The organism is Desulfatiferula olefinivorans (assembly GCF_054657895.1).
Genome location: NZ_BAAHXV010000001.1, coordinates 1 through 23,486, shown reverse-complemented (window position 1 = coordinate 23,486; position 23,486 = coordinate 1). Strand labels below are relative to the sequence as shown.

Sequence of the window (23,486 nt, the reverse complement as noted above, 5' to 3'; positions counted from 1 at the left end):
GGCAAGGCAAGGTTTTTTTTGGGCATTGGGCAGCGGCGTTCGCACGGACACACAGACCAGGTCCACCGTCCGTGCTTGTCCGTGTCTGTCTGTGACTGTCCGTGGTCCGTGCGTGGGGGTCAGGCATCGCATGGGCGCTTTTTTACACGGACACACGGACGAACACGGCCGCACGGACCGTCACGGACGCGCCGCACCGTCCACCGTCCGTGTGAGTCCGTGTGAGTCCGTGTGAGTCCGTGTCTGTCCGTGTTCGTCCGTGTGTCCGTGTGTCCATGCCTGTCCATGTCCGTCCCTGTGTCCGTGCCCACCGCCACCCCACCCCCTAAAAAACGAACGCTCGTTCCATTTTCCTTGACTTTCCCCTCCCGCCGTGTCACACATTTTCCCCAAAAACACTGTTTTCAAGGAGGCCCCAATACCATGACACTCAACGACAGCAACGACCCCTACGGTCTTGCCAAACTGGCCGACCTCACGGCCCGGGCCCGGGCCATGGGCGGTGAACGGAAAATTTCAAAACAGCACGAAAAAGGCCTGCTGACCGTGCGGGAACGCATCGACCGCCTGCTCGATCCGGGGACCTTTGACGAACTGGGTCTTCTGACGTGCAGCGACGTGCCCGAGGCCCGGGAGAAAACGCCGGCCGACGGCAAGGTCATCGGCTACGGCGAAATCGATGCCCGCCGGGTATTCGTCTCGGGGGACGATGTCACGGTCATGGCCGGGGCCGGTGGACGCAAGGGGGTGGAAAAACTCATCCGGAACGCCGAACTGGCCGTAAAGCGCGGGTATCCCTGCATTCATCTGGGCGACGGCGGTGGGGCGAGGCTTCCCGATATCATGGGCAGCGTGGGCATGATGAGCATGACCTACCCGATCAAGGGCCCCTGCCGGGACCGGCAGGTTCCCCTGATCACCACCATCATGGGGGAATGCTACGGCGGGCCCACCTGGGAGGCGTCCGTGTCGGACATCATCATTCAGGTCAAGGGGTCGGTGATGGCCGTGGCGGCCCCCAGCATTCTGGAAATCGCCACCGGCGAATGCCCGGACAAGGAGGAGCTTGGCGGCTGGGAACTGCATGCCGAGGTCACGGGTCAGGTCGATCTGTTTGCGGAAAACGACGACGACTGCCTGCGGCTGGTCAGAAAAGTCCTGTCCTACCTGCCCGACAACGCCGACGAGCCCCCGAAGCCCCTTCCCTGTACCGAGCCGTCGCCCAGGCGTCTTGACGGCATCTTCGACCTGGTGCCCGCCAATCCGCGCAAGACCTACGACATGCACAGGGTCATCGAGATGATCGCCGACCGGGATTCGGTACTCGAACTGAAACCGTATTACGACGGCAGCCTGATCACCTGCCTGGCCCGGCTGGACGGTCAGGTGGTGGGCTTTCTGGCCAATAACCCCGCCTGCATCGCCGGGGCCATGGGCCCGGGGGCCTGCGAAAAGGCCACGGGTTTCATCTGCCTGTGCGACTCCTTCCACATTCCCATGATCTTCCTCCACGACACGCCGGGCTTTCTGGTGGGCCGGGATGCGGAACGCCGGAAGATGCCGCTCAAGATCATGACTTTCATCGAGGCCCTGCACAAAAGCACCGTGCCCCGGATCAGCGTGATCATCCGCAAGTCCTACGGCATGGCCCACTGCAACATGTCCGGGGGAAACATGGAAAACGAACTCCTGCTGGCCTGGCCCACGGCGGACATTTCGTTCATGGACCCCCATGTGGCGGTGAATGTGGCCTTCGGCCGGAAGATGAAAGGGATGGACAATGTGGAAGAGATGAAAAAACTGATGCTGACCGAACTGACCAAAGGCAGCGGCCCCTGGGACGCCGCCGGCCAGAACCTGATCGACAAGATCATCGACCCCGCCGACACCCGCACCGAACTGATCGCCATCCTGCGCCGCGCCCGAGGCACAAACGGCCGAAAAGCCATGAGCCGGCGCCTTCTTGCCGGCTGGCCCCGCATGTTCTGATCCAAAAAGACCGCCGCCGGGGAAATCTCCCCGGCGGCGGTCGCCGTAGCATGGTTAAGGTTATTGAATGTTTCCGCCCCGGACGGCACGGAAGAGGTTGGTGTTGAAATAATCACCCAGGGTGATACTGATGCCGTCGGCGGAAAAATTGATCTGCCAGGCATTTTGCTCGAGATCGGGCCCTGCGGCGGAGGTCGAGGTCCAGTAGATGTCGTCGGGTTCGCCGAACACCGCCAGGTAATTGGTCGTTTCATCCATGGAGGCCTCCAGCAAGGAAAGCATTTCACTGCGGCTGGGCAGGCGCCAGTCTTCATGACCCGCGACAATCAGGTCACGGCAGGCGACCAGGGATTCTTCAAAGGTAAGGGGTACGCCGCCGTTACCATTGGCCAGTGTCCACATCAGTCCGGTCCGGTTATCGAAGACCGTGCCGTCACCGTTGTCGATAAACCGGCCCAGTCGGGCCCCCCGGACAGCCAGTGCCCCGGCATCCTGGGTCTTGGCCTGATCCGACACGGTTCCGTTCAGGAATGAATAGTAATAGGCTTTGGTCGAATCCGTTTCAGACAGGGTCTGGGTCCAGCACCTGCCGGCGATCAGGGCCTCTCCGAAGAATGTCGAAAAGGTAATCGACTCATGCGTGTTGAACAGATCGATCAGGGATTGCGCGTCATCCGCGGAGGGCAGGCGCCAGTCCGTATACCCGCCGTGATCAAAAACCTCGCACCGGGCAAGGGACTCGTCCCAGGTCCCGCTGCCTAAGGACGTCAGGGTCCAGGTCAGACCGGTCAAGCGGTCGGTCAGGGTCTCGTCTCCATTGTCCCGGACCAGTTGACCGGCTCCGACTCCGCCGCGTACGGCCCTGACATAAAGCGCGTCGGTTTTGGTGCCAACGTAGCTGACCCCGTTCTGGAAAGACAGCACCAGAGCCTGATTGGCATCACCCGTGCCGGAACGGGTCCAGTACCGTTTGCTCTGGGTGTTCGGAAAAAACGTCGTGTTGATGGCCGGTGCCGATGTGCCCAGATGGGCGATAGAGGCCAGTTCGGTCAACGTGGGCAGTCGCCAGTCGCTGAATCCGCCCAATTGAAGATCATAGGCATACGTGTAACCGTTGGCATAATTGTACATTGACACAGTGTTCTCTGCGGTTTTCACTTCCCAGTAAAGACCGGTCACATTGTCGCGGACCACGGCCCAGTCCGCCGAAGCGGGATCAAGAGGGGTCCCGTCGGCGGCGATTTTGGTGAAGGACTGGGGATTGACGGTATAATCCGAATCCTCGCCGGCAACGGCGGTGTAATCGCCGGTCTGTCCGGTATCGGGGGTCACGGCCAGGGCGTCATCGTCGATGTCTCCGTTGCAGTTGGTATCGATTCCGTCGCCGATGATTTCAACAAGACCCGGCCGGACACTGTCGTCATCATCATCGCAGTCCAGATCGTTAAGCGCGAAGGTGCCTCCTTCCGGAGCGGTTTCAGAGACCGCCACGCGGTCGCCGTCACCATAGCCGTCGCCGTCCAGATCCGCATACCAGGACACATTCCGGAGCCCGTTGCAATCGTTGTCAATGCCGTCATCGGCAAGGTCAACCCTGCCTGGGTTGATGGCGACGTTGGCGTCGTCACAGTCAAAATCGCCTGCATCGATATGGGCCTGGTTATGCACGTAACCGGCCGTCGGGGCTTCGGCGAAGATCGTCTGGCCCATGTCCCCGTACCCGTCTCCGTCGGCATCGCGGTACCAGGTCACGGTATCGATACCCGTACAATTCTGGTCAATGCCGTCATCGGGAAGATCCGGGGCCGCAGGGCTGACGGATATATCGGTATCGTCGCAATCCTGATCGTTGTCCACATAACCGACCGGCCCGGGAGCCGACGCATCGATCATGCGAATGACGCCGGCGTCGCCGTAGCCGTCTGCGTCACCGTCCCGGTACCAGGCCCGGACCGTGGTGTTGTTACCGCCGCGGACGGCCCGGACCCAGGCTTTTTTGGTTTTTTCCGAATAGGAGGACACGCCCGTCATGAATTTGAGGCTCCAGGCGTGTTTGGTCTCATTGTTATTCAAAACCGCTGTGGTCGAAGTCCAGTAATAGTCGGTTTCTCCGGCTTTCGTTCCTGGGAACAGCGCCGGATCAAGAGCCGGCTCGTGGCGATCAAAATCGACGAGAGAGATCATCTCGTTTCGACTGGGCAGGCGCCAGTCGTTAAAGCCGCCCAGGGTCATCGCTTCACAGTGGGCAAGGGCCTCGTCAAAGGTCATCCCGTCACCGTCCGTGCCGGTCACGGTGGCGACCTGCCACATCAGGCCTGTGGTCGTATCGATCACGATGCCCGATCCGGCCTCCTCCGTCACCGAAGAATGTTCCGTGCCGCGTACCGCCCAGAATGAACGGGCAGAGGTTTTGTCCAAGAACAAATGGTATTTGGATGGGATAGAAAACACCCAGGCCTTGGCTGTATCCGGCGCATAGTCGATGGATGACCAGAGATAATCGCTGCTATCCGCCAGGGGGAAATACGTCTGGCTGATGCAGGGCTCAAACCGTGAACTGTCGGCCAACAGGCATAATTCCTTGATGGTGGGCAGTCGCCAGTCGGAAAAGGTTCCGTAGACCGCATCGTTCATGGCCTCGATCACGGCCCGGGCCTGTTCACGGCTGTACCGGTTGTCGGCGTCATGAACATTGACCGGGTTCGGGGTCCCGTCTGCGGTGTTTTTGAGTTCCCAGACCAGCCCGGTCACATTATCCCGGACCATGGCCCAACCCGGAGCGCTGTCGTCCAGAGCCTGCCCGTTGATATCGAGCTTGGTGTAGGACGGCGGATCGATGCTGTAATCGGCATCCTCGCCAAAGGTGGTTGTGTACGAGGTCGTCTGATGGGTGTCCGGAACGATGCCGGGTGAGGAAAGTTCATCGACGGCGCCGTTGCAGTTGTTGTCAATCCCGTCGCCGAGCAGCTCGTTGGCCATGGGGTGGATATCGCCGTCGGTGTCGTCACAGTCGAAGGTGTTTGCCACATAGCCGTCCGGCAGGCTTTCCCGATTGACGGACGCGTCAGGATTGCCGAAGCCGTCACCGTCGCTGTCCTCGTACCAGAGTTTGGTGACGACGGGCTGGGCGCCGCCGCCTCCGCCGCCGCTTGAACCGCAGGCGGAGAGCATGAGGCTGCCGGCCAGAAGGGGCAGCAGCGCGTAAACAAAAACGGATCGGGTCACGGTTTTCATAATGATTCTCCTCGGATGGTCTGGGGTCAAAACGACCGGTTTTTCTACATGCTTGGTATGCTTCATAAACCAGGGCTCCAAAATGACAACAGGGGGACAATACGGCTCAGGATCCTCGTTATGCCCGTGGTTTCATGTCGTTTAACGGTGTCGATAAAACAGCCCGAATCGATGCTCGGGACCAGGTTCGGCGGGTCGTCATCGTTTCCGGATGACGCATAAAGATAAAAGATCTGCATGCCGGCGGACGCTTCGGCCAGGGTCAGATACACGGTGCCCTCGTAGAGCCTGGGAACGATATCGCTGACCGAGGCCGCCGTATCCCGGTAGGAAATCTGCACAGGCGCGGACGGATCGGTCAGATCGAAGGCCACAAAGCCATCGGTTCCAAGCCCCACAAAAGCGGTGTTGTCATAGACGGCAACGGATTGGGCGGTCAGCGCCCCGCCGCCGTCAAGGGTCTGCACGCGCGTGGGCGGGGGCAGCACGCCGGTCGGATCGGTGACATCCTGAATCATGAAACCCGATGCGCCGTCGGCGATCAGGGCGAACACCGACGCGCCCTGATCGAGAAGGGTCACATCGCAGGCATCGGTTGCGGTCACCGTGGCCAGCAGCACCGGAGACGCCGGAGCGGACAGGTCAAAAATACTAAGACCGTCCGCACCCTGGGCCACATAGGCCCTATCGTCGTGAACGTAAGCGGCTTCAGCGTCACCGGCGGTGGGAAGGGCGGTCAGAACGACGGGGTTTAACGGGTCGGCGATCGTCACCCGATGGACCCCTTCAGACCCGGCGGCGGCGTAAAGGGTGGTTCCGTCAATGAAAAGATCCCGGGGATCGGCCAGGGCGATGGCACCGGCAACGACGGGCTGGTCGGGATCGGCGATATCAATCACACGGACCGTCCCCGAATTCTGGGCCACAAAAGCGTAATTACCCGAGACGGCCAGGTCCGTGGACACGCCGGAAAGCGCAAGATAACTTTCGAGGACCATATAGCTGGGGTCCTGGTTTTCAATAATTCGAAGACCCCGGTTACGATCCAGAAGATAGGTGTGATCGTCCTTGAAGCAGACATCGTTTACGTTCAAGGGAAAGGGCAGGTCAGCGACGGCGGGATTGGGTGCGGCGGGGGCGATGGGATCTGTCACATCCAGGAGTTTCAGTCCGCTCTGAGCGCTGGCCAGGTATACGTTTGTTCCCTCCAAAAAGGCGTGGTAGGTTCCGTCCACGTTGGTGTCGTAGGAGCCCTCCAATGGATAGTCGAGAACCTGCCCGGCGGCCGGGACAGCGGAGATATCGACGATCTTAAGTCCGGCAGATCCGCAGGCCAGATAGGCGTAATCTCCCGACACACTGACGCTGCGGGCTTCGTCCTCGCTTTCGTAAACGCCGAAGTTGGTGATGGTCATGGGATCGGTCACGTCGACGTCCATTCGTGAAATGACGGACTCGGTTCTGTCCGCGTTGGTGCCGGTCACATAGGCGGAAAGACGGCCTCCCGTTTCCGTGACGAAAATGTCCGATATCAGGGAAATGGATCCGTACCAGAGCTGGGACAGGGTCGGTTTGAGGGTCGGCTCACCGATGACGGCGGGGGTGGTGACGTCGAAGACCTTGATCCCGCTGTAAAAATCAAGGACAAAGGCGTACACCTTGCCGCCAAACGGGTAGACCTCAAGGGCCACATAGCCGCCGGTGGCGTCGTAGCTGCCGACGATATTGGGCTGCTTGTACCCGGAGATCCGCTCCTCGGTCTGGGTGGTTAGGGGTACTTCAACCGGTGGGTTGGGATACGTGGAGACATCGAGAACTCGCAGGCCGAAGTTGTCGTCGGCTACAAACAGGGTGGTGCCGTGAAGACCGAGGCCCCGGGCGTCGATGTGGGGCTGATCAACGGGCGTTTCCTTGTTTTTGATGAAGTCGATGTAGGAACCGGGATTGTCGGGCGCCTGATCGAAAATCACCGTAACCACAGGGTTGTCCGGATCGGATACATCGACGATCTGGACGCCGCCGCTCTGGTCGTCCGTATCATAACCGGCGGCGATGTAAAGGCGCTCATTGACCTCGTCGTAAAGGAGATCCTGGATGGCGGTGCCGGTTCGGACGACCAGCTCACTGCGCTGGGTGAGTGTGGCCTTGTCGATGAAAGATACCGTATCACCCAGGGCCCAGAACATCAGGGTCGAGCCGGACGCCACCGCGTTGACTCCGCCTTTGAGGAACAGGGTCTGGGGATAGATGGGCCATTCCGATGCTTTGACAAGGGGGGTTGCCCCCTGGGCCGACGACGCGGCCATGGCCAGGAAGAGGGAGAGTATCATTGTGTTTAAGATCTGTTTCATTGCTTCATACCTTGATCCGGTTCGTTTTTTTAAAGCGTGGGCAAACGTCAGAATCGAGTCGTCGCATTGATTCCCAGGCCTTTCTCGTCCCCGGTCCGGACTTCCAGGCCCAGGGAGAACCATTCCCCGATGTCCATGCTGGCGCCGGCGAGGTAACCGATGTTTTTGAACCAGGTGATTTTGTCTTCGTAATGAATGTATCCTTCGGGAAAATACGCCGTGCTGTAGTTCTCGTTGATATAGGTCTCCTCGCCGGTGATGCTGGCCACCTTGACACCAATATAGGGTGAAAAGGACGAAAGCCGGGCCGACACAGAGAAGGCGATCTGGATTTCATCGAGGGTGCAGGCGTAGGCGGTTCCGTTTGCCGTTCGTTTGTCTTCCTCGATATCAAACCGCCGGTATTTGACATCCATGGCCAGGGCCCAGGGAACCGTGCTGTCCCAGGTTTCGGTATGCATGAGAAAACTGGCGCCCACACCGTAGTAGACGTCCGGGCCGGAGCGGAAGGTGTCGTCGCTTTCAAAGGTCCGGCTGACGGTCCAGTCTTCGTAATGAAAACCGATTTTTGCGTCGGACACGCCCGCCAGTCCGTAAATCAGAGCGTTGCCTGACAGGGGTTTACCGATTTTTACTCCGGTGGTGGACAGGGTGTTCCGTGAATACCGGGTCTGGGGGTAATGGCGCTCTTCAGCGGGGGAACTGTTCGGGTTGGTCCAGGGAAAGCGGCGGATCTGTTCGGGCAGGGTGTTTTTCTGGCGGTCCAGATCCACACCGACAATCAGAGAAAGGGGACTGCTGTGGTCAAAGGGCCGGACATCCCACAGGGCGGGGTCGTAAAGATTGCCCACGGGCGCGGCCGATACCCCAAGGGGCAGCATGAGGCACAGACAGATGCAAAGCAGGATGGATGGTCGGTTCATTCCTTTTCTCCGATACGTCAGGAACAAACCGGGACAGGCTGACCCGTCTTTGTCTGCAGTCCGGTTCAGAGTCACCGCATCCGGGCGGTGTGCCCGGTGTGCCGTGAATTCGGTCTCCGTGGAGCTGACTAAAGGTGGGAGTCAGAAAAAAAGGAGGTAAAAGGAGCGACCGGTCAGGGGGCCCATTAGTGGGCCGTGATCCGCACGTTTCCGCTGATTGTGGCATGATAGTCCCGGATGCTGATGCTTCCGAAACTGTTCCCTTCGCCCGGCTCCCTTCCCACGGTGATGGATCCGATATCGAAATGATCGACGTCGATCACGGCGCCGTTCAGACTGATATTGATGCCGGTCACCAGGGTGTGGGAGTAAAGGTCTTCTTCGGTGGTCACGGAGATGGATACAGGCTCCGGAAGTTCGACAACACCCCGGAATGACACGTCATTGACGCTCAAGTAACCGGCACGGCCGTCGGTTCCGTCCGCATCGCCGTAAACCAGGCTTCCGATTTCCATGTCCAGGGCCACACGATCAGCCGCAGTAATCGCAATTCCCGCCTGTGCTGTTGCCTCGCGCATTCCCGTCTCCGTAAGCGCGGTCATGACGGCATAGCCCGTGGACGGAGCGAACATCATACCCATAGAAAGACCCAATACGATCATCATAAGGAAACTAAGCTTTTTCATTGATAACTCCTTTCTGTCAACGTCCTACAGGCAACCCGGCTGTCCATGGGATCATGGATCCGTGGCTTTCCGTCCCAGGATTGCTCCTGGTTTGGCATAGGAGGCGGCTCGGCTGTCCGTATCGTGACCGATAGGGACCCGTGGCTTTCCGTCCCAGGGTTACCCCTGGTTTGGCCTTGTACGTCTACTGTTTGTTGTTACAGGTAACCCGGCTGTCCGCATCTCAAGGGGTGCGGACCCGTGGCTTTCCGTCCCAGGGTTACCCCTGGTTTGGCGTGTGGAGGCGGCTCGGCTGTCCACACCATGTGGACCCGTGGCTTTCTGTCCCAGGGTTACCCCTGGTTTAGCAATAAAACAAATGGCAACCCGGCTGTCCATGGAACCATGGACCCGTGGCTTTCCGTCCCAGGATTACTCCTGGTTTGGCGTGCTTGTCGCCCTTTTACCTCCATGTCCGTCCTTTTGAATCAAAAGGGCGGGCATGGTCTGTCCCGGTTTGTCAAAGAACATGATCAATCCCGTCCATGCAGAACATCTGCTACGATGATCGGCACAAAGCGGGAGAAACTTTAGTCAAACATTCCCTTTGGCAGGGAAATTCTGATCCGGAAAAATTCCGGGTCCGGCGCGTTCATCACGCCGATCAGGTGAAACACGTCGGGATTCTCGAAAACAATGGGCACCCCGTCGATGATGCTTGCAATGCCGATGTCGATATCGCGCCGGTTCACGACCAGCGTCCAGGCGTCGTCCCGAAAGGCCATGTAAGTCAGATAACGCCCGTCGGGGCTGAAGGTCGGATGGGCGACGATCGACGAGGGCGTTCCCTCCCGGTCATCATGAACGATCATCAGGCGCTTGTCGCTCAGGGCTTCGTAGTACAGATGGCCGGAGTCATCGCTGAACACCGGGTCCTTGACCCGTTCATAGGCCTTGCCCGGAACGCCGTCCCGAACGATGAAACTTTTCTTGTCGTCGATGACGGTGTAGGCCAGATGTTTGGAATCCGGGCTGAACACCGGGGGGCCTACCAGGGCGTAATAGGGGTTCTTTTCGCGACCGCTGACCATGGTGAATTTGCTCTTTTTGATACCCAGATAGGCAAAGCGACGGGAGTCCGGACTGAAACGGTAAGTCCCCACACGGTCAAAGACCGGTCCCTGCTTGCCGTTCAAAATCATCGCCCAGCGGCTGTCGATCTGGGCCGGGTAGACCAGATGCCTTGAATCGGGACTGAACAGGGGGAGACCCACGGTTGCGTAAGCCGTGTGCTCGTCGGTTCCCTCGACGACCAGCAGATGCTTGGCCTTCTGGGCCACATAGGTCAGGCGGGCCGAATCCGGGCTCCAGGTGATCGAGGTGACGTTTTCATAGGGAGAGCCGGTCAATCCGTCTGTATAAATGTGCCAGCTCGTGCCTTTGAGAACGGCACAGGTCAGATGGGTGGAATCCGGGCTGAACCCCACGTCTTTGACACCGGAAAACATCCCGAGAATCCGGTTGTCCTTCACCAGAAGCCAGTCCTTGTCCCGGGTGGCGGCAAAAGCCAGATGGGCCGAATCCGGGCTGAACACGGGCAGAGCCGTGATATGGGTGAAGGGATCTCCGGGTTTGTGATCCGTCACCACGTACTGCTTTTCGTCTTTAAGGGCCCTGTAGGCGAAATGGTTGCCGTCGGGGCTAAAAATCAGGTCCGAAACTCCGTCGAACTCCGGTCCCTGTTTGCCGTCAACGATCACACACTGCCTGTTTCCTTTGAACGCAATGTAGGCCGGGCGATGGGTCGTGGGGCTGAACACGGGCGTGCCCTGGGCAATGCCGTCGAAATCCGGCCCCTTGTTCCGGTCCACATGGACGGACATTTTACCCTGAACGCGTGTGGCGTAGGCCAGATGCGTGGCATCGGGCAGGTTGGTGGTCATACCGAACAGCTTGGAATCCTGGGGCACCTTGCCCAGGGAGTGTTTGGTGACGGTAGCGGACGGCTTACCCCTGTTCTCCGCGGCGACACCGCCCGAAACAAAGAAAGCGCATACGATCAGCAGACAGATAGCCCAGCCAATCCTTACATCGTTACATCTGAACATAATCAAACCTTTTTTTTCATAACCCATGATATTCCGCCGACAGGCGTTCGAGATAGCGGTTGAATTCGTCGTCCTCGTTCTCCTCCATGGTGTTGACCTGGGTGTCGTGAGCCGCCTCACGGCTCGTTTCTTTTTTGAAGGGATTGAGTTTGTGAATCAGCCCCTTGATTTTGTGAATGGTGTGCTTGATCATCTCCTGCTGGTGGTGCATCATTTCAAGCTGGACCTCAAGGGGCATGGTGACCCCGAAGGAAACGATGTAAATCGACAGGTCCTGCTCGTAGTCCAGCCCGGCAAAGGGGTTGCCGATCTGGGTGAAGTCCGTGGAGTTCATGTTGGTACTTTCGTTGTTGTAGACCGTGAAATGGTTGCTCCACAGATAGCCCAGACCGAAATCGAAGTCGATGCCGTTGGGCAGCTTCAGGCCGAAGCCCGCGCCGACAAAATCGGCGTCGGGAATGAAGTACAGGGCGTCGAACTGATCGTGCTGGAGAGAGGTGGGCCGTTTTTCATAGCCGCATCGCAGGGTCAGCTTGTCGTTGACGTCAAACTCCATACCCGTGCTCCAGTGCCAGGTGTCCTGCATGTTGCGGTCCACCACAAAGGTGTAGGCCCCGTGGGAATAGCCCAGCATTTTGGCGATGCGCAAAAGCTGGATGCGCTGGTCGAAAACGAAGCGGTCTTCCTTGCCGGCCCGTGCCCAGTTGGCCCAGTGCACGTCAAACAAAAACTTGATCCGGTCCAGGGGACGGACCATGATACCGGTCTGGACCCGGGCCGGGAAGATCTGGGTGGCGGTGACGGTGCCGCTCTGGTAGGGCACCTTGTTGATGGGCAGATCCAGCATACCCGCCCCCTCCATGGTCATGGGGGTCAGTGAGTTCCAGTGGACCTGCTTCTGGAACTGTTCGCTGTATTCCCAGATGTATTTGCCCGAGATTTCGCCGACCGATTCGCTCTGGTAGCAGAAGCCGTAGGAAAACCAGGACCGGGGCCGCCACAGCAGGCCCAGGTTGAAGGAGGGGACAAAGTCGTCCCGGAGGTTCATGGACAGGCTCAGGGCATGTTCGTAAGGGCCGAGTCCGCCGCCCAGCCAGGGAGGCGGCAGGGTCTGCTCGGACACCACGGGGATTTCCAGATCCTTGGTGGCGTCGCCGATGACACGGGTCAGGGCCACCAGCTCGTTGGGGGTCCGGACATCCAGCTCAAGGCCCATAGACCGCTGGGCCATACCGACGGACAGCCCCAGAGACAGGGTATCGGACACCGCGAAGCTGACCGTGGGGGCTGCATAGATCAGGTGCTGTGCATACAGCGACTTGCAGCCGAACCGGAAGGGGTCGCCGCTGTCCCGGTGAGCCATGCCGCCGCCGTAGGGTGCGTAGTTGGCGTAGGCGAAGGTCCATCGGCTGTCCGGCTTGCGCGAGGCCAGGCCCAGGGTGGGGGCCGCCAGAAAATCGATGGGTCCGTAGAAAGGCAGGTACATGCGGCCCGACGAATTGGTGCCCGAGGTACCGCTCAAAGGATCATCGCCGCCGTGGTCCCGGTCGGGGTCATTTTCCGCATTCCATCGTTCGCCTTGGTATTGAGGCCATTTTTCGGGATCCGGTCCCCAGTACCCCCCCATGAAGCCTTCGAAATCATCGGCGGTTTTGAACCGGCCCGTACGCTGGATCACGGGCAGGCCGAATCCGTTGCCGAAGGTCTTGCCTTCATCGAGCAGGGACAGGCCCGCCGGGTTGTAGTGAACGCTCATCAGCCCGGGGGGGTCCGCCGTGCAGGTATTGGCCAGGGAAATGGCCCGGGCGTCCACCGCCACCTGTTCGTTGAACACGGCAAAGGTCGGTGTCGGCAGAAGAAGCACGAAAAGGCCGAGGACGGCCCATCCGATCTGCTTGACTATGGCACTGGGAATCTGCAAAAACAATTCTCCTGTCTCCGGCCGTTAAAGCTCGTAGGTGAAGGGCACACGGACCTGAAGGGAAAAGTCCGAATCGTTGTTGGTCAGGCCGATGCCCAGGCGGACGTTTACCGATCGCTTGGGGGACAGGGTCCAGCCGGTGCCCACGCTGAACACGGACGATATGGTCCCCTCGGATTTGGCGTCTTCGGCACCCACCCAGTCGTAGGAGGTTTTGGTCTGATAGGAATACTGGTAGCTGAGGGTCAGCGTCGATTTGTAGGACAGCGAATACCCGATACCCATGGCCAGGGAAAGGGTTTGCCCGGGCTTGACCCCGGCCAGGTAAATACCCGCCTCACCCTGGGTGCCCTGCTTGCTGTTCAGATGGGTTGTTTCGAACCCGTGTTCCAAGGTGAATCCGCCGAAGGCCACCAAAGGATCGATGGCCTTGCTCATGTTCAGGCCCATGCTCAGCGCATAAACCCCGTTGCCGGTGGAGATCTCCTGGGCGGCATCTATTTTATACGGACTGCGCCCCGTGGGACAGGTGAGGGTCCCGGACACGATGTAGGAGGGGCGTCCGCCGCCGCTTTTCACCGGCTGGAACTGCAGGCCGAAGGACACGTCTCCAAAATCCGAGGTATCCTTGGCATCGGCATTGGTCTGGCTGTTGTAGCGATAGACAAAGGGGATATTGCTGTTGACGGTCAGGTTTTCCTTGACCGGGTATTCAATGAAAAACGAGTTGGTCAGGGTGTGGTAGGCGTTGTGATTGACCGACACCGAACTGGTGTTGCTGGTGGTGATGCTGTCCGCCGCATCACCGGCGTAGCGCATGCTGTATTCAAACCCCAGACGCCCCGGTTTCATCAGGGTATAGTCCTTTCCGGCGGTGGTCAGGATGGCCTCGTCGTCCGAGCTTTTTTCTTCTTCCGTGGTTTCGAGCCGGCGCCGGATGTCGTTCTCCTCTTCCATACGCGTCAGCTTGTCTTCCAGCCGTTTGATCTGCTCCTTGAGGGCATCCATGTCACTGCCGGCCGTCGGGGCCGACAACACGGGGGCATCCTCGGCAACCAGGCCATGGGGCAGAAACAGAAAAACAAAGGCCAGTACCATCAGTCGTTTGCTTACATATCGTATCACCTGGTTTCCCTCCGGGTTCGGATTCGTCCGTTTGTGTTAATGGTCATCATCCGTCTCGACCCGCTAATTCTTGTAGCGGAATTCGTTGGTGTTCGGTTTATGAAAAACAGCTTCCCACTCCCTGGGCAAATCAAAGGGACGGTCGACATCGAACATCAGGCTTTTTTCCATGTCTTTGTCGACGAAACGCAGATCCTTTTCGGTCAGGGAGAGGCAGGTCAGCCCCCGGTTGTATTTGGGGTAGACCCTGAAAAGAATGTTGTTGTACCACATCTTCATGAACTGATCGATGGTGTAGCTCCCGTTGCCTCGCCAGGGGTCGGCCACGAAGACCCGGTCTTTGTGGATGGCCTTGAGTACGACGAAATGCCGGTATCCGAACAGTTCGATGGGAACGATGCAGGGCCAGAGTTCGGGATTTTTCAAGTCGGACAGCTCGGCGTTGTACCCTCCGGCCTTGTAACCCAGGACATCCACGAATTTCTGCATATCCCACAGGGAGAAGGCCCGAAGCTTTTTGATCTGCTCCTTGTCCCCGTATTCCATCAGGCCGTGGATGATCTGTTTTTCGGTAAAATTTTCACCCAGGTACGAGTTGAGAATGGTGCCTAAAGCCGCCGAGCCGCAGCTGTAATCGTAATTCTGTTTGAGCAGGCAGGCATGGGTGGTTTCCGACAGCGGGGTGACGGTATGATAGATGCGCAGGGCCTCGTTGGTTCCCACGGCCAGGTTCAGCTCACCCGGGGGGGATGCGGCAAAGGGATGAAACCCTGAAATCAGTCCTGCAAAAATCATGAATGCGAAGACAACATGCATTGGTAAACCCTCTATCTATCGATATCGATCAGGCAGGATGGAAAGCCGGTTGGCAGCTTTCCTTTCGCGATGATGATCATTATCAGAAACGCCGTTGATTTGCACGGCATTATTCCGTCTGGCGGGGGATGGATATGAATGACCGGGAATCATGGCGCGTCCCACCATTCATTGGGCGACGGGGAAATCGTCTTAAGCGCCGTTTCATCGTAACCGGCGACGACCTGAAGCCCGGCCCTGGCCCCTTCCATGGTCAGGACAAAAAACAGGCCCATGTCGCCTGCAGCACTGGCATTGGAGTTGAAGTTGAAGGTTATGGCTCCGTTGTTCGGGTTGAGCGCGGTCCTGCTCACCGACACCGGCGATCCGCCCCCGCCGGTCAGGGCGTCGTTGTACATACCCGAAAAGCTAGACATATCGGCGGTCAGCGCTCCCTGGAGCCGGTTGGAACCGAAAACGACGCGTTCGAGTACGGGATTGGCCGCGGCGGTATCGTCAAAATCGGCGATGAACACCAGGCCGTCGATGGTCATGGAATCGCTGACCGAGTTGCCGATCGATACATTGTTCCACTTTTGGTCCCATCCCACCCCCGAACCGTTGTTGTACCAGCCGCCGCTGAAACTGCCGATGGTGGCGTAGGTGTCGATATGGATGTCCAGAAAGAGCCGGGCCGTGGAATTGCTCAGGGTGAAGTTGGTGAATCCCGCCTGGGCCGTGGAGGACTTGAGTTGATCGTCACTCAGGGGTTTGAGATCGGCGAGGACCGTTCGCGGGCAGAGAAACAGGATCATAACGACCATGAACACCAACTGGTAGACCAGTCTGTATTTCAACAAAAATTCATTGAAATGGTGTTTGTTGTTATTCTTCGTCATGGCGTCTCTGATTTCCAATATCATTAAATATAAGGATCGTCGGACTTACGGGGTCTTGCCCAGGCCCCGTCCGGGAATTTCAATGTAAAGCTTCTGGACGTTCAGGTTGTCGATGGCCAGAAGGCCCATGTCGTTTCCGCCGAAGGTGATGTTTTCGACGCGGACCGAGCCGGACATGGGCAGGTTTAATCCAATGTAGGCGGTGTTGTATCGCGGGTTGTCAACGGAATAGGGGTCTCCGCCCGCATCCGTAAAGGTCCAGGCGGCCTGGTTGTCGGCGACGATATCCAGTGTCGCGGGGTTTCCCCCGGCCACGTTGCCGATGGTGAATGCGCCTGTGGGCACCCAGCTCCCCGGTGCCTGAAGGCCTCCGGTGAACGATTGGGCCAGGGCGATGCCGGTCAGGGTCAGACTGTCGGTGCTGTTGTAACCATAGGAAAGATCGGCGATGGTCAGGCGCTGGCCCAGTTCGAAATCAATGCCGTTTGATCCGGCGTGGGGACCCATGGCCAGATGGACATTCGACAGGGTCATGTCCTGGACGGACAGGCTGCCGACGGCGGTGCCGCAAAAATCGATCCCGGCAATGGTCATGTCTGTGGTGATGGACAGATCGGGGCTTTTGGCAATGAACATCACCTGGTCGTTGATCACGCCGACATCGACGGTAAGAGGGTGAATGAGTCCGTCGCCGTTCATGTCGACCAGGCCTGTATTGATGGACGTCAGGGCATGGATGTTCTGAAAGCTGATGAATTCAGCGGGTGCATCGGGATTGCCGACCGTCAGATGGCCAAGGTGATTTTCGACAGTCACATCGCTCACGGCGATACTGATCCCGGCCTGGGCCACGGCGTGTTTCATCTGTCCCTGGGAAAGGGCTTCCAGCGCCGTCGCGCCCGGGACGATGGTGATCGTCGATATCAGAAGAAGGAAGATGCATGCCTTGGCCGTTGTCATTCCTTAGCCCTCGTCAAAACCTGGGGGGTGGATCTGAGGCGGCCCGACCATCCGTGAGGCAGTGTTGTCACGGACTCGAAGCTTTCCGTCCCCGGATTACTCCGGGTTTGGCATTTCTTACGATGGTGTTACCGTCTTATTAAAAAGCCCCTTCCGGAAACGTCTGAGGTTTGGGGAAGGGGCTTCACGTCAATCACTGATAAGGATCAGGATATCAGATTAGTGAGCAGCGATTTCCACTTTGCCGCCCAGGATCGCCATGGCGCTGGCGCCTTTGGCGATAGAGATGAATTCAGCACCGTCGTTCAGAGCGCCGGCTTTGGCAACGCCCACGGTGTATTCATCGGCAGTGGTGGAGATCAGCAGGGTGGGCAGACCAAGAACAACACCCACAACATCCTGAGTTGCGCCGTGACCGTTGGTGGCGGCGCCGATGATGGCGGCAGCTTCGTCATAGGAGTTACCGGCAGCCATGAGGCCGGCCAGGGTAGCAGCAGCGTCGGCAGCAGCCTGAGTTGCGATGGCACCAAGGTCAAGACCGGCCAGGTTGTCGTTCAGACCAGCCTGAAGTACGGTACAGGTTCCAACGTCGATGGACAGAGCGGCGGCTTTGTTCCAGGTACCCAGATTGGCAACGCCGGCAGCAGCAAGGAAGTCAGCTTCATAGTCGGCTTCTGACGTCATGGCCAGGTAGGTTTTCACGACGTGTTTGTCGCTGATCACGATAGAACCGGCGGTACCGGTGGTACCGGTTTCATCCGTATAAGTGGTTGATCCGGTGTACTGTTCGATGACCACGTTGTCAACGGTGATGCTCACACCGGCCTGACCGGTGGCGGCTTTCATGTTGGCATCGCTCATGGCGGTCAGAGCGAATACGGAGGGGGCGATTGCGAGTGATGCACCGACGAGTAAACTGATAGCAAGTTTTTTCATTTTTTCTTCTCCCAAGTAAATTAAAAATTAATTTTAAATTTACCAGAGGCAACCCGACCATCCGCACGGCAAGCATCGTGCGGACTCGTTGGCTTTCCGTCCCCGGATCACTCCGGGTTTGGTTTTTTCTATGGCGTTTGGCCCGAACACCGCGTTCGGGACAAAATGGATCTAAATGGTTCAAACACGACCAATCAACGCGTGTTCAATGTGTTATCTGTGTCCAAGCCTCCTTTCCTTGTAAATGAAATGTCCCCACATTTCGGTTGACGATTCATACCCCGGGCCGTTTGGCCCGAGCGGTTGAACGGCGGTAACCCGCCGGAAACCACAAATTCAATCATTTTTGGAAAGAACACATTCGGCCTACCTCATACACCGGTTGGCTGGGTGGCCCATGATGATTTTTCTTTGGGCCTGTTTTCGTTTTCAATGGACGTCCGGATTGACGGCTGACCTTGACAAACTGAAAAACATTGTTTTCTAATACGTACGAAGATAAACTTTGTGTACGGTCATAGTAGGGTCGAATGATGTTTGTATAGCCGCAGTACTTTCGCTTTGTCAAATGAATTTTTCCCCTTTTTTCGAAAATAAAATTTTACGATCACTCAAAAAATCGGGCCAAACGATTGATATATATGAATGCAAACACTGTTTATCATCATGGCCGGGGGCTCTCCTGGCCATCAGTCGGCCCACCGGCCGGTAAAATGTTGATTTTTGAGCCGATCATGGGGCTCTCACAGGCTATGGTCGTGCGAAATCGTCCGATATTACAGGGTTTTTGCAAACATCGTTCGTGCGGACAAATGGCATTGTACCCCCAAAACGTTCCTCCGGCGCACCCGCCCCGATCAGCCGATGGTCCCCTGAGGTCCCCCTGTGGTTACCCCTCGCCCCCTCCCGTGTTACCCAGGCGCCGCCTGGGAACGCCTGCCGCACAGCTCCGGCCGCACCCGTCCCAAACGCCGCATCAGCAACGCCTCCGTTTATGTACCCCCGTTTGATTGCCTTGCGCCCTTCGTGCGCTTCAGCGAGCGCAGGCGAGCGGAAGGTGTCCCGACACCCTGATGGTCAGGCTACGCATTGTACGCATTGCCCTGCTTCCAGCGGGCACCGGTGCCGGCCGTTCGGTTAATCAGAACAGATAATAAACGATCCTGCTGCGCGCGGGCGGGATATTGGGACAAGAGCAACCGCATGTCGCATTCGTTCACGTACACGTTCACGTTCTCGCGCACGAGCACGTGAGACCGAAACCGGCTGACCGTCTCGTCCTACGCCGGTTGCACCCTCTGGCGGCGGTAAACGTCTCGTCGGCCTGCACGCGAGCGAGTGCATTATTCTTTATTAGAAAGGATAACCATCAAAAGCACGAGTCCTCAGGTGATGCTGGGTAGCCATGTTCACAAAAAATTGTGAAGCATGCTTCACAGATTGATACGCAGGTTTCACAGAGGCGGAACATAGTTTTATGGAATAATCATGGATTAGGGTTACGACCCTGATGCTGAAATTATATAAAATTCTTTAATTACAATTATTTAGTCTTCGGCTCCAGCAAGTGGCATGCATGTTGCTTTTCAAATCATCATTATTCGAGGGGTCGAATAATAAAACGAACCCATGGGGCGCTTGACGCCCTGAGCAACCTGGGCATTAACGTATCGAGTCGGCCGGGGCCGATCAGACCATTCTGGATTTCTCGTGATAAACGGTTACACCGGATGCTGATCGACGGTACGACGACCACGTGTAACGTCCTGTAGCGGGTTCTTTAAAAGAGTTTGTGTGTGAAGTATTTGTTTACGTCTCTCTGTTCAAGGAGCACAGGCTGCCGCGGGTGATGTTCTGTCACCCGGGGAACGCTCCGGTTTCACCCCTTCGGGATCTATTGTTCCGAAGTGGTGTCTTTTCGTCGTCATTCATATCAGATGCATTCCCGATCGGCGTCATACCCGCACGTTGTGTCGGTCTTGTACCAGTAAGGCTGATCGACCCATTGCAGTCGGTCGGTGCCGGTAGAAACCTTCGATGTTTGCTGTCCTATCTTTAACAGGGCAATGACGTCCTGGACGATCCTTATTATCTGTTCCGATTTCCTGTTACTATATAAGGATGCTTGAAGCTTGAAGACAGGAAAATCATTGACATGAGACGATTATTCATGCTTGATCCAGTTAGAATCATTCTTTGTGCGGACGTCGTGTTCGTTTCAACACCACAGAAAAAACCAAAGCCGGAGTAATCCGGTGACGGAAAGCCATCGAATCCGTGTGATGCTTGCCATACGGATGGTCGGGTTACCTCTGGTAAATTAAAATTAATTTTTTATTTACGTGGAGAAGAAAAATGAAAAAACGTGCTATCAGTTTACTCGTCTTTGCATCTCTCGCCATCCCCCCTACCGTATTCGCACTGACCGCCATGGATGACGCCGGCATGAAAGCCGCCACCGGCCAGGCCGGTGTGAGCATCACCGTTGACAACGTGGTCATCGAACAGTTCACCGGATCAACCTCCTATACGGATGAAACCGGTACCACCGGAACGGCCGGTTCAATCGTGATCAGCGACAAACACGTTGTGAAACAATACCTGGCCATGACGTCGGACGCTGTCTACCAGACCCGATTCAATGCCGTAACCGGTGCCAATGCATACACGTATGATCATGATAACAATGCCGCAACGGCTGAAATCACCCTGTGGAACAAGGCAGCCGCTCTGACCATTGACGTTGGGACCTGTACCGTGCTTCAGGCCGGCCTCAACGACAACCTGTCCAGCATGGACCTCGTCGCCATCGCAGATTGGTATAATGCCGTCCCCGGTATGGTTATACCTACCATGATGGCCAACGGTTTAACCTACGACGAAGCAACCGCTATCATCGGCGCTGCCACCAACGGTAACGGCGCGGCTCAGGATGTCGTGGGTGTGGTCATTGGCCTGCCCACCCTGCTGATCTCCACCACCGCTGACGAATACACCGTGGGCGTTGCCAAAGCAGGCGCCATTAATGACGGGGCTGAATTCATCTCCATCGCCAAGGGCGCCGGCGCCATGGCGATCCTGGGCGGCAACGTCGAAATCGCCGCTCACTGATCTGATATCCTGATTCTCATCCCTGATTGACGTAAAGCCCCTTTCTCAAACCTCAGACGTTTGCGGAAGGGGCTTTTTATTTGAATAAGGACAAGGCCGTCCGGTATGATCCTTTTTTCTTTTCCGAGGCCCCCTTATATATAAGGTCAACCAGTCGACCTGGCCCGTTGCCGTGCCGGAACAGGGACCGTGCCGGCCCATGGCCTGTTTCTATGACCCGGTGCCTGCATTGTCGGGGGTCTTGACGCTATCCACCGAAGGCCGCTCTCCGTTGTCTGACCATGAAATCACCGTCAATGCAGAAAGAAACTTGACAGTCGTTCAAATGACCTTTATTGATTCACATATGACCGATATGTCGCATCGGTCCTGATCGGAACCGTCCGGGTTGCAAGGCCCGGTTTTTTTTCATGACGAGCGTGATCAAAGATTTGATCGGGGAAAAAGGTTTTTATGATGAAACATCGTTTGATCAAATGGATGGGTATTGTGGGCTGCCTGCTTAGCCTGTGCGCCTGCGGGATGTTGGCCGATGACGACAAAAACATCGATACCGCCTTTCAGGATAACGGTCCGATGAACACCGACAATCCGGACGCCGGATTCAGGGTCCTGGAGGTCTTCGACGGCCGGGGTTCCCTGGAAGACATCTGGGACAGCATCGACGCGAAACAGACCAACCCCCGGCTGACCTGCACGGTGGACCATCTGACCGATGACTTTGTCACCTTTTCCACGGTGGCCGCGGGGATTCTGAGGGACGACAGTCAGCCCCTGTCCCTGTTGCTCTCGGACAACGCCTCCGCCCTTCTGGGCCTGGTCCGGGATGAAAGCGCGCCCTTTTTCGTGGAAAGCCCCCCCGACATCGGCGCCTTTTACAGCCAAACCCCCGGCGACTACGCCGATGCCTTCTATGCCTTTCTTGACGCCCTGTGGGAAGGGGACCAGCGTCCCGGAGACCTTCATATGGCGGCCATGGCCCGGAAGGTCGTTTCGCGCATGCTCGACAAAAAAGACGCCCTGACGATCCTTGCGGACATGCAGGAGCTGATCGACGATATCGGCGAGGCGGAATTCGATCGGGATTTCAATGATCTTGCGACTTTGTTGGGCAAACTGATGATCCGGGCCGACTATCCCCTGTGGATCGATGCCGCCGGCGACCCCGTGAACCGGGACGTCATCGATCCGGCCCTGGATGAAAACCTCGGGGCAGGCAATGCGGTGGCCGGGGTCAACACCCTGATCAACTGGATGAACACCATGATGGCCGACCCCACGGCCCGCTCGTTTTTTTACGAGGTGATCCGGGAAACGGCGGCCGTGTTCGATCCCGCAGACGCATCGACCAACGCCGACAAGGTGAAAACCCTGATTCAGACCCTCGAAAGCCGTTTCACAGAAAACGGGGACGTGTACACCGCCGATCCGCTGTACAGCTCCGACACCGCCGCGATCTATTCCGACACCGAACTGGGCCTGACCGTCCGGGAGTTCATGCCCTACCTGGCCCAGCTCCTGGCCCGGTCCGACCGTGATATCTCCATGGTCGACACCGCCGAAGGGGAGGAGCCGGTCTACCTGCTCCGGGAAATGGTCGATGCCCTGCACGGCATCGGCTTTGACCCGGACACCCTGAGCGTGGAAGATTCGATCACCATGATGATGCGGCACGATCTTCTGGGCCGGGACCGCACCGATGAAGCTTCCGGCGCCTTTCCCGCCTCCATGCTGGAAAGCCTGGTCTTTCTGACCGGCGCCACCACCCATTTCGGCTTTGCCGACGGGGGCGCTTCCGGGGAAACCGCCGAGGCCTCCAACCCCATCACCCAGCACGGCCACGGGGGCTACACCGAGGCCATGACCCTCAACGATTCCCTGATCAGCATGACCACATACAAAACGCTGAATCTCCTTGGAATTTACGATATCTCCCTGAAAGATACCGACAAAAACTACCTGTCCCGGAGCAACGTGCCCTTTACCACGGCCAACCGGAGCGACTATCAGTACGATGCGAACCAGAACTACCCGATCCTCCGGGCTCTGGCCGGCCCCAGTTCCGGGGATTACGGGACCCCCGACGGCGGAAACCGGACAGGACAGGTCCCCGCCCAGAACGGGTACACGCCCTTCAACCCCACCGGCGTGGGTGAAACCCAGCTTGCCGCCTGGACCGTCAACTGGGCCGTGCGCAGCTGTTTCGGCGGAGAAGGACCGTATTACTATGCCGATCCCGATGCGGACACCGTGACGATGGACGGCCGAACCTGGTATGTCTACCTGCGTCCCGACGGACGGATCTATGCCCTGGTCAACAAGGACAATCCAGACTCATGGGAATACCTCTACCCCACCGACGAACGGGATGCGGAAGACCCGGACACCGCCGTGCTCAGCGACTACAACGGCCTGCGTCAGCGGTTCAACCGCTACAAATCCACCTGGTATTCGGATTATTACATGTAT

At 57.6% G+C, this 23,486-nt stretch carries 14 protein-coding genes and 6 riboswitches; of the genes, 3 read left to right on the top strand and 11 right to left on the bottom strand.

Annotation, left to right across the window (positions count from 1 at the left end):
* Positions 1 to 423: 423 nt before the first annotated feature.
* On the top strand, positions 424 to 1,989 hold the full coding sequence (locus tag ACYQ11_RS00070; protein WP_459921689.1) for an acyl-CoA carboxylase subunit beta: 1,566 nt from the start codon (positions 424 to 426) through the stop codon (positions 1,987 to 1,989).
* Positions 1,990 to 2,049: 60 nt separating this feature from the next.
* Here the strand turns inward: ACYQ11_RS00070 and ACYQ11_RS00065 are convergent, their stop codons facing one another.
* The 11 genes from ACYQ11_RS00065 to ACYQ11_RS00015 form a co-directional block, all read right to left on the bottom strand.
* The gene (locus ACYQ11_RS00065; RefSeq protein WP_459921688.1) at positions 2,050 to 5,223 is read right to left on the bottom strand and encodes an Lcl domain-containing protein; all 3,174 of its coding nucleotides are present in this window, start codon (positions 5,221 to 5,223) and stop codon (positions 2,050 to 2,052) included.
* A 62-nt stretch (positions 5,224 to 5,285) separates the two neighbouring features.
* Entirely contained in the window at positions 5,286 to 7,574 is a 2,289-nt protein-coding gene (locus tag ACYQ11_RS00060) for an LVIVD repeat-containing protein (RefSeq protein ID WP_459921687.1), read from the bottom strand.
* A gap of 47 nt (positions 7,575 to 7,621) precedes the next feature.
* Complete coding sequence (locus ACYQ11_RS00055) at positions 7,622 to 8,497, bottom strand: hypothetical protein (RefSeq protein WP_459921686.1); 876 nt, start codon at positions 8,495 to 8,497, stop codon at positions 7,622 to 7,624.
* A gap of 185 nt (positions 8,498 to 8,682) precedes the next feature.
* On the bottom strand, positions 8,683 to 9,183 hold the full coding sequence (locus ACYQ11_RS00050; RefSeq protein ID WP_459921685.1) for a DUF6160 family protein: 501 nt from the start codon (positions 9,181 to 9,183) through the stop codon (positions 8,683 to 8,685).
* Between the two features lie 26 nt (positions 9,184 to 9,209).
* A riboswitch (cyclic di-GMP riboswitch) is annotated at positions 9,210 to 9,289 on the bottom strand.
* Between the two features lie 93 nt (positions 9,290 to 9,382).
* Positions 9,383 to 9,468: riboswitch (cyclic di-GMP riboswitch) on the bottom strand.
* A 72-nt stretch (positions 9,469 to 9,540) separates the two neighbouring features.
* Positions 9,541 to 9,620, bottom strand: a riboswitch (cyclic di-GMP riboswitch).
* A gap of 132 nt (positions 9,621 to 9,752) precedes the next feature.
* Positions 9,753 to 11,270 (bottom strand): hypothetical protein, encoded by a 1,518-nt coding sequence (locus ACYQ11_RS00045; protein WP_459921684.1) that lies wholly within the window; start codon positions 11,268 to 11,270, stop codon positions 9,753 to 9,755.
* A 16-nt stretch (positions 11,271 to 11,286) separates the two neighbouring features.
* Positions 11,287 to 13,191, bottom strand: a complete 1,905-nt coding sequence (locus tag ACYQ11_RS00040) for an OmpP1/FadL family transporter (RefSeq protein WP_459921683.1) — start codon at positions 13,189 to 13,191, stop codon at positions 11,287 to 11,289.
* A gap of 24 nt (positions 13,192 to 13,215) precedes the next feature.
* Complete coding sequence (locus tag ACYQ11_RS00035; RefSeq protein WP_459921682.1) at positions 13,216 to 14,316, bottom strand: transporter; 1,101 nt, start codon at positions 14,314 to 14,316, stop codon at positions 13,216 to 13,218.
* A 63-nt stretch (positions 14,317 to 14,379) separates the two neighbouring features.
* Positions 14,380 to 15,132: a C39 family peptidase gene (locus tag ACYQ11_RS00030; protein WP_459921681.1), complete on the bottom strand. Its 753-nt coding sequence runs from the start codon at positions 15,130 to 15,132 to the stop codon at positions 14,380 to 14,382.
* A 149-nt stretch (positions 15,133 to 15,281) separates the two neighbouring features.
* A complete protein-coding gene (locus ACYQ11_RS00025; RefSeq protein WP_459921680.1) occupies positions 15,282 to 16,010 on the bottom strand; it encodes a hypothetical protein in 729 nt (242 codons plus the stop codon).
* Positions 16,011 to 16,055: 45 nt separating this feature from the next.
* Positions 16,056 to 16,970 carry a hypothetical protein gene (locus ACYQ11_RS00020; RefSeq protein WP_459921679.1) on the bottom strand — a complete coding sequence of 305 codons (915 nt, stop codon included), beginning with the start codon at positions 16,968 to 16,970 and terminating at the stop codon, positions 16,056 to 16,058.
* Between the two features lie 34 nt (positions 16,971 to 17,004).
* Positions 17,005 to 17,092: riboswitch (cyclic di-GMP riboswitch) on the bottom strand.
* 97 nt (positions 17,093 to 17,189) lie between these two features.
* Positions 17,190 to 17,906 (bottom strand): DUF6160 family protein, encoded by a 717-nt coding sequence (locus ACYQ11_RS00015; protein ID WP_459921678.1) that lies wholly within the window; start codon positions 17,904 to 17,906, stop codon positions 17,190 to 17,192.
* 44 nt (positions 17,907 to 17,950) lie between these two features.
* Positions 17,951 to 18,039: riboswitch (cyclic di-GMP riboswitch) on the bottom strand.
* Between the two features lie 2,092 nt (positions 18,040 to 20,131).
* Positions 20,132 to 20,220, top strand: a riboswitch (cyclic di-GMP riboswitch).
* A 41-nt stretch (positions 20,221 to 20,261) separates the two neighbouring features.
* On the opposite strand from ACYQ11_RS00015, the gene ACYQ11_RS00010 reads away from it, so the two are divergent.
* Both ACYQ11_RS00010 and ACYQ11_RS00005 read left to right on the top strand, forming a co-directional pair.
* Positions 20,262 to 21,017 (top strand): DUF6160 family protein, encoded by a 756-nt coding sequence (locus ACYQ11_RS00010; protein ID WP_459921677.1) that lies wholly within the window; start codon positions 20,262 to 20,264, stop codon positions 21,015 to 21,017.
* A 453-nt stretch (positions 21,018 to 21,470) separates the two neighbouring features.
* Positions 21,471 to 23,486, top strand: a 2,016-nt coding sequence (locus ACYQ11_RS00005) for a hypothetical protein (RefSeq protein ID WP_459921676.1), incomplete at its 3' end; no start/stop codon positions are given.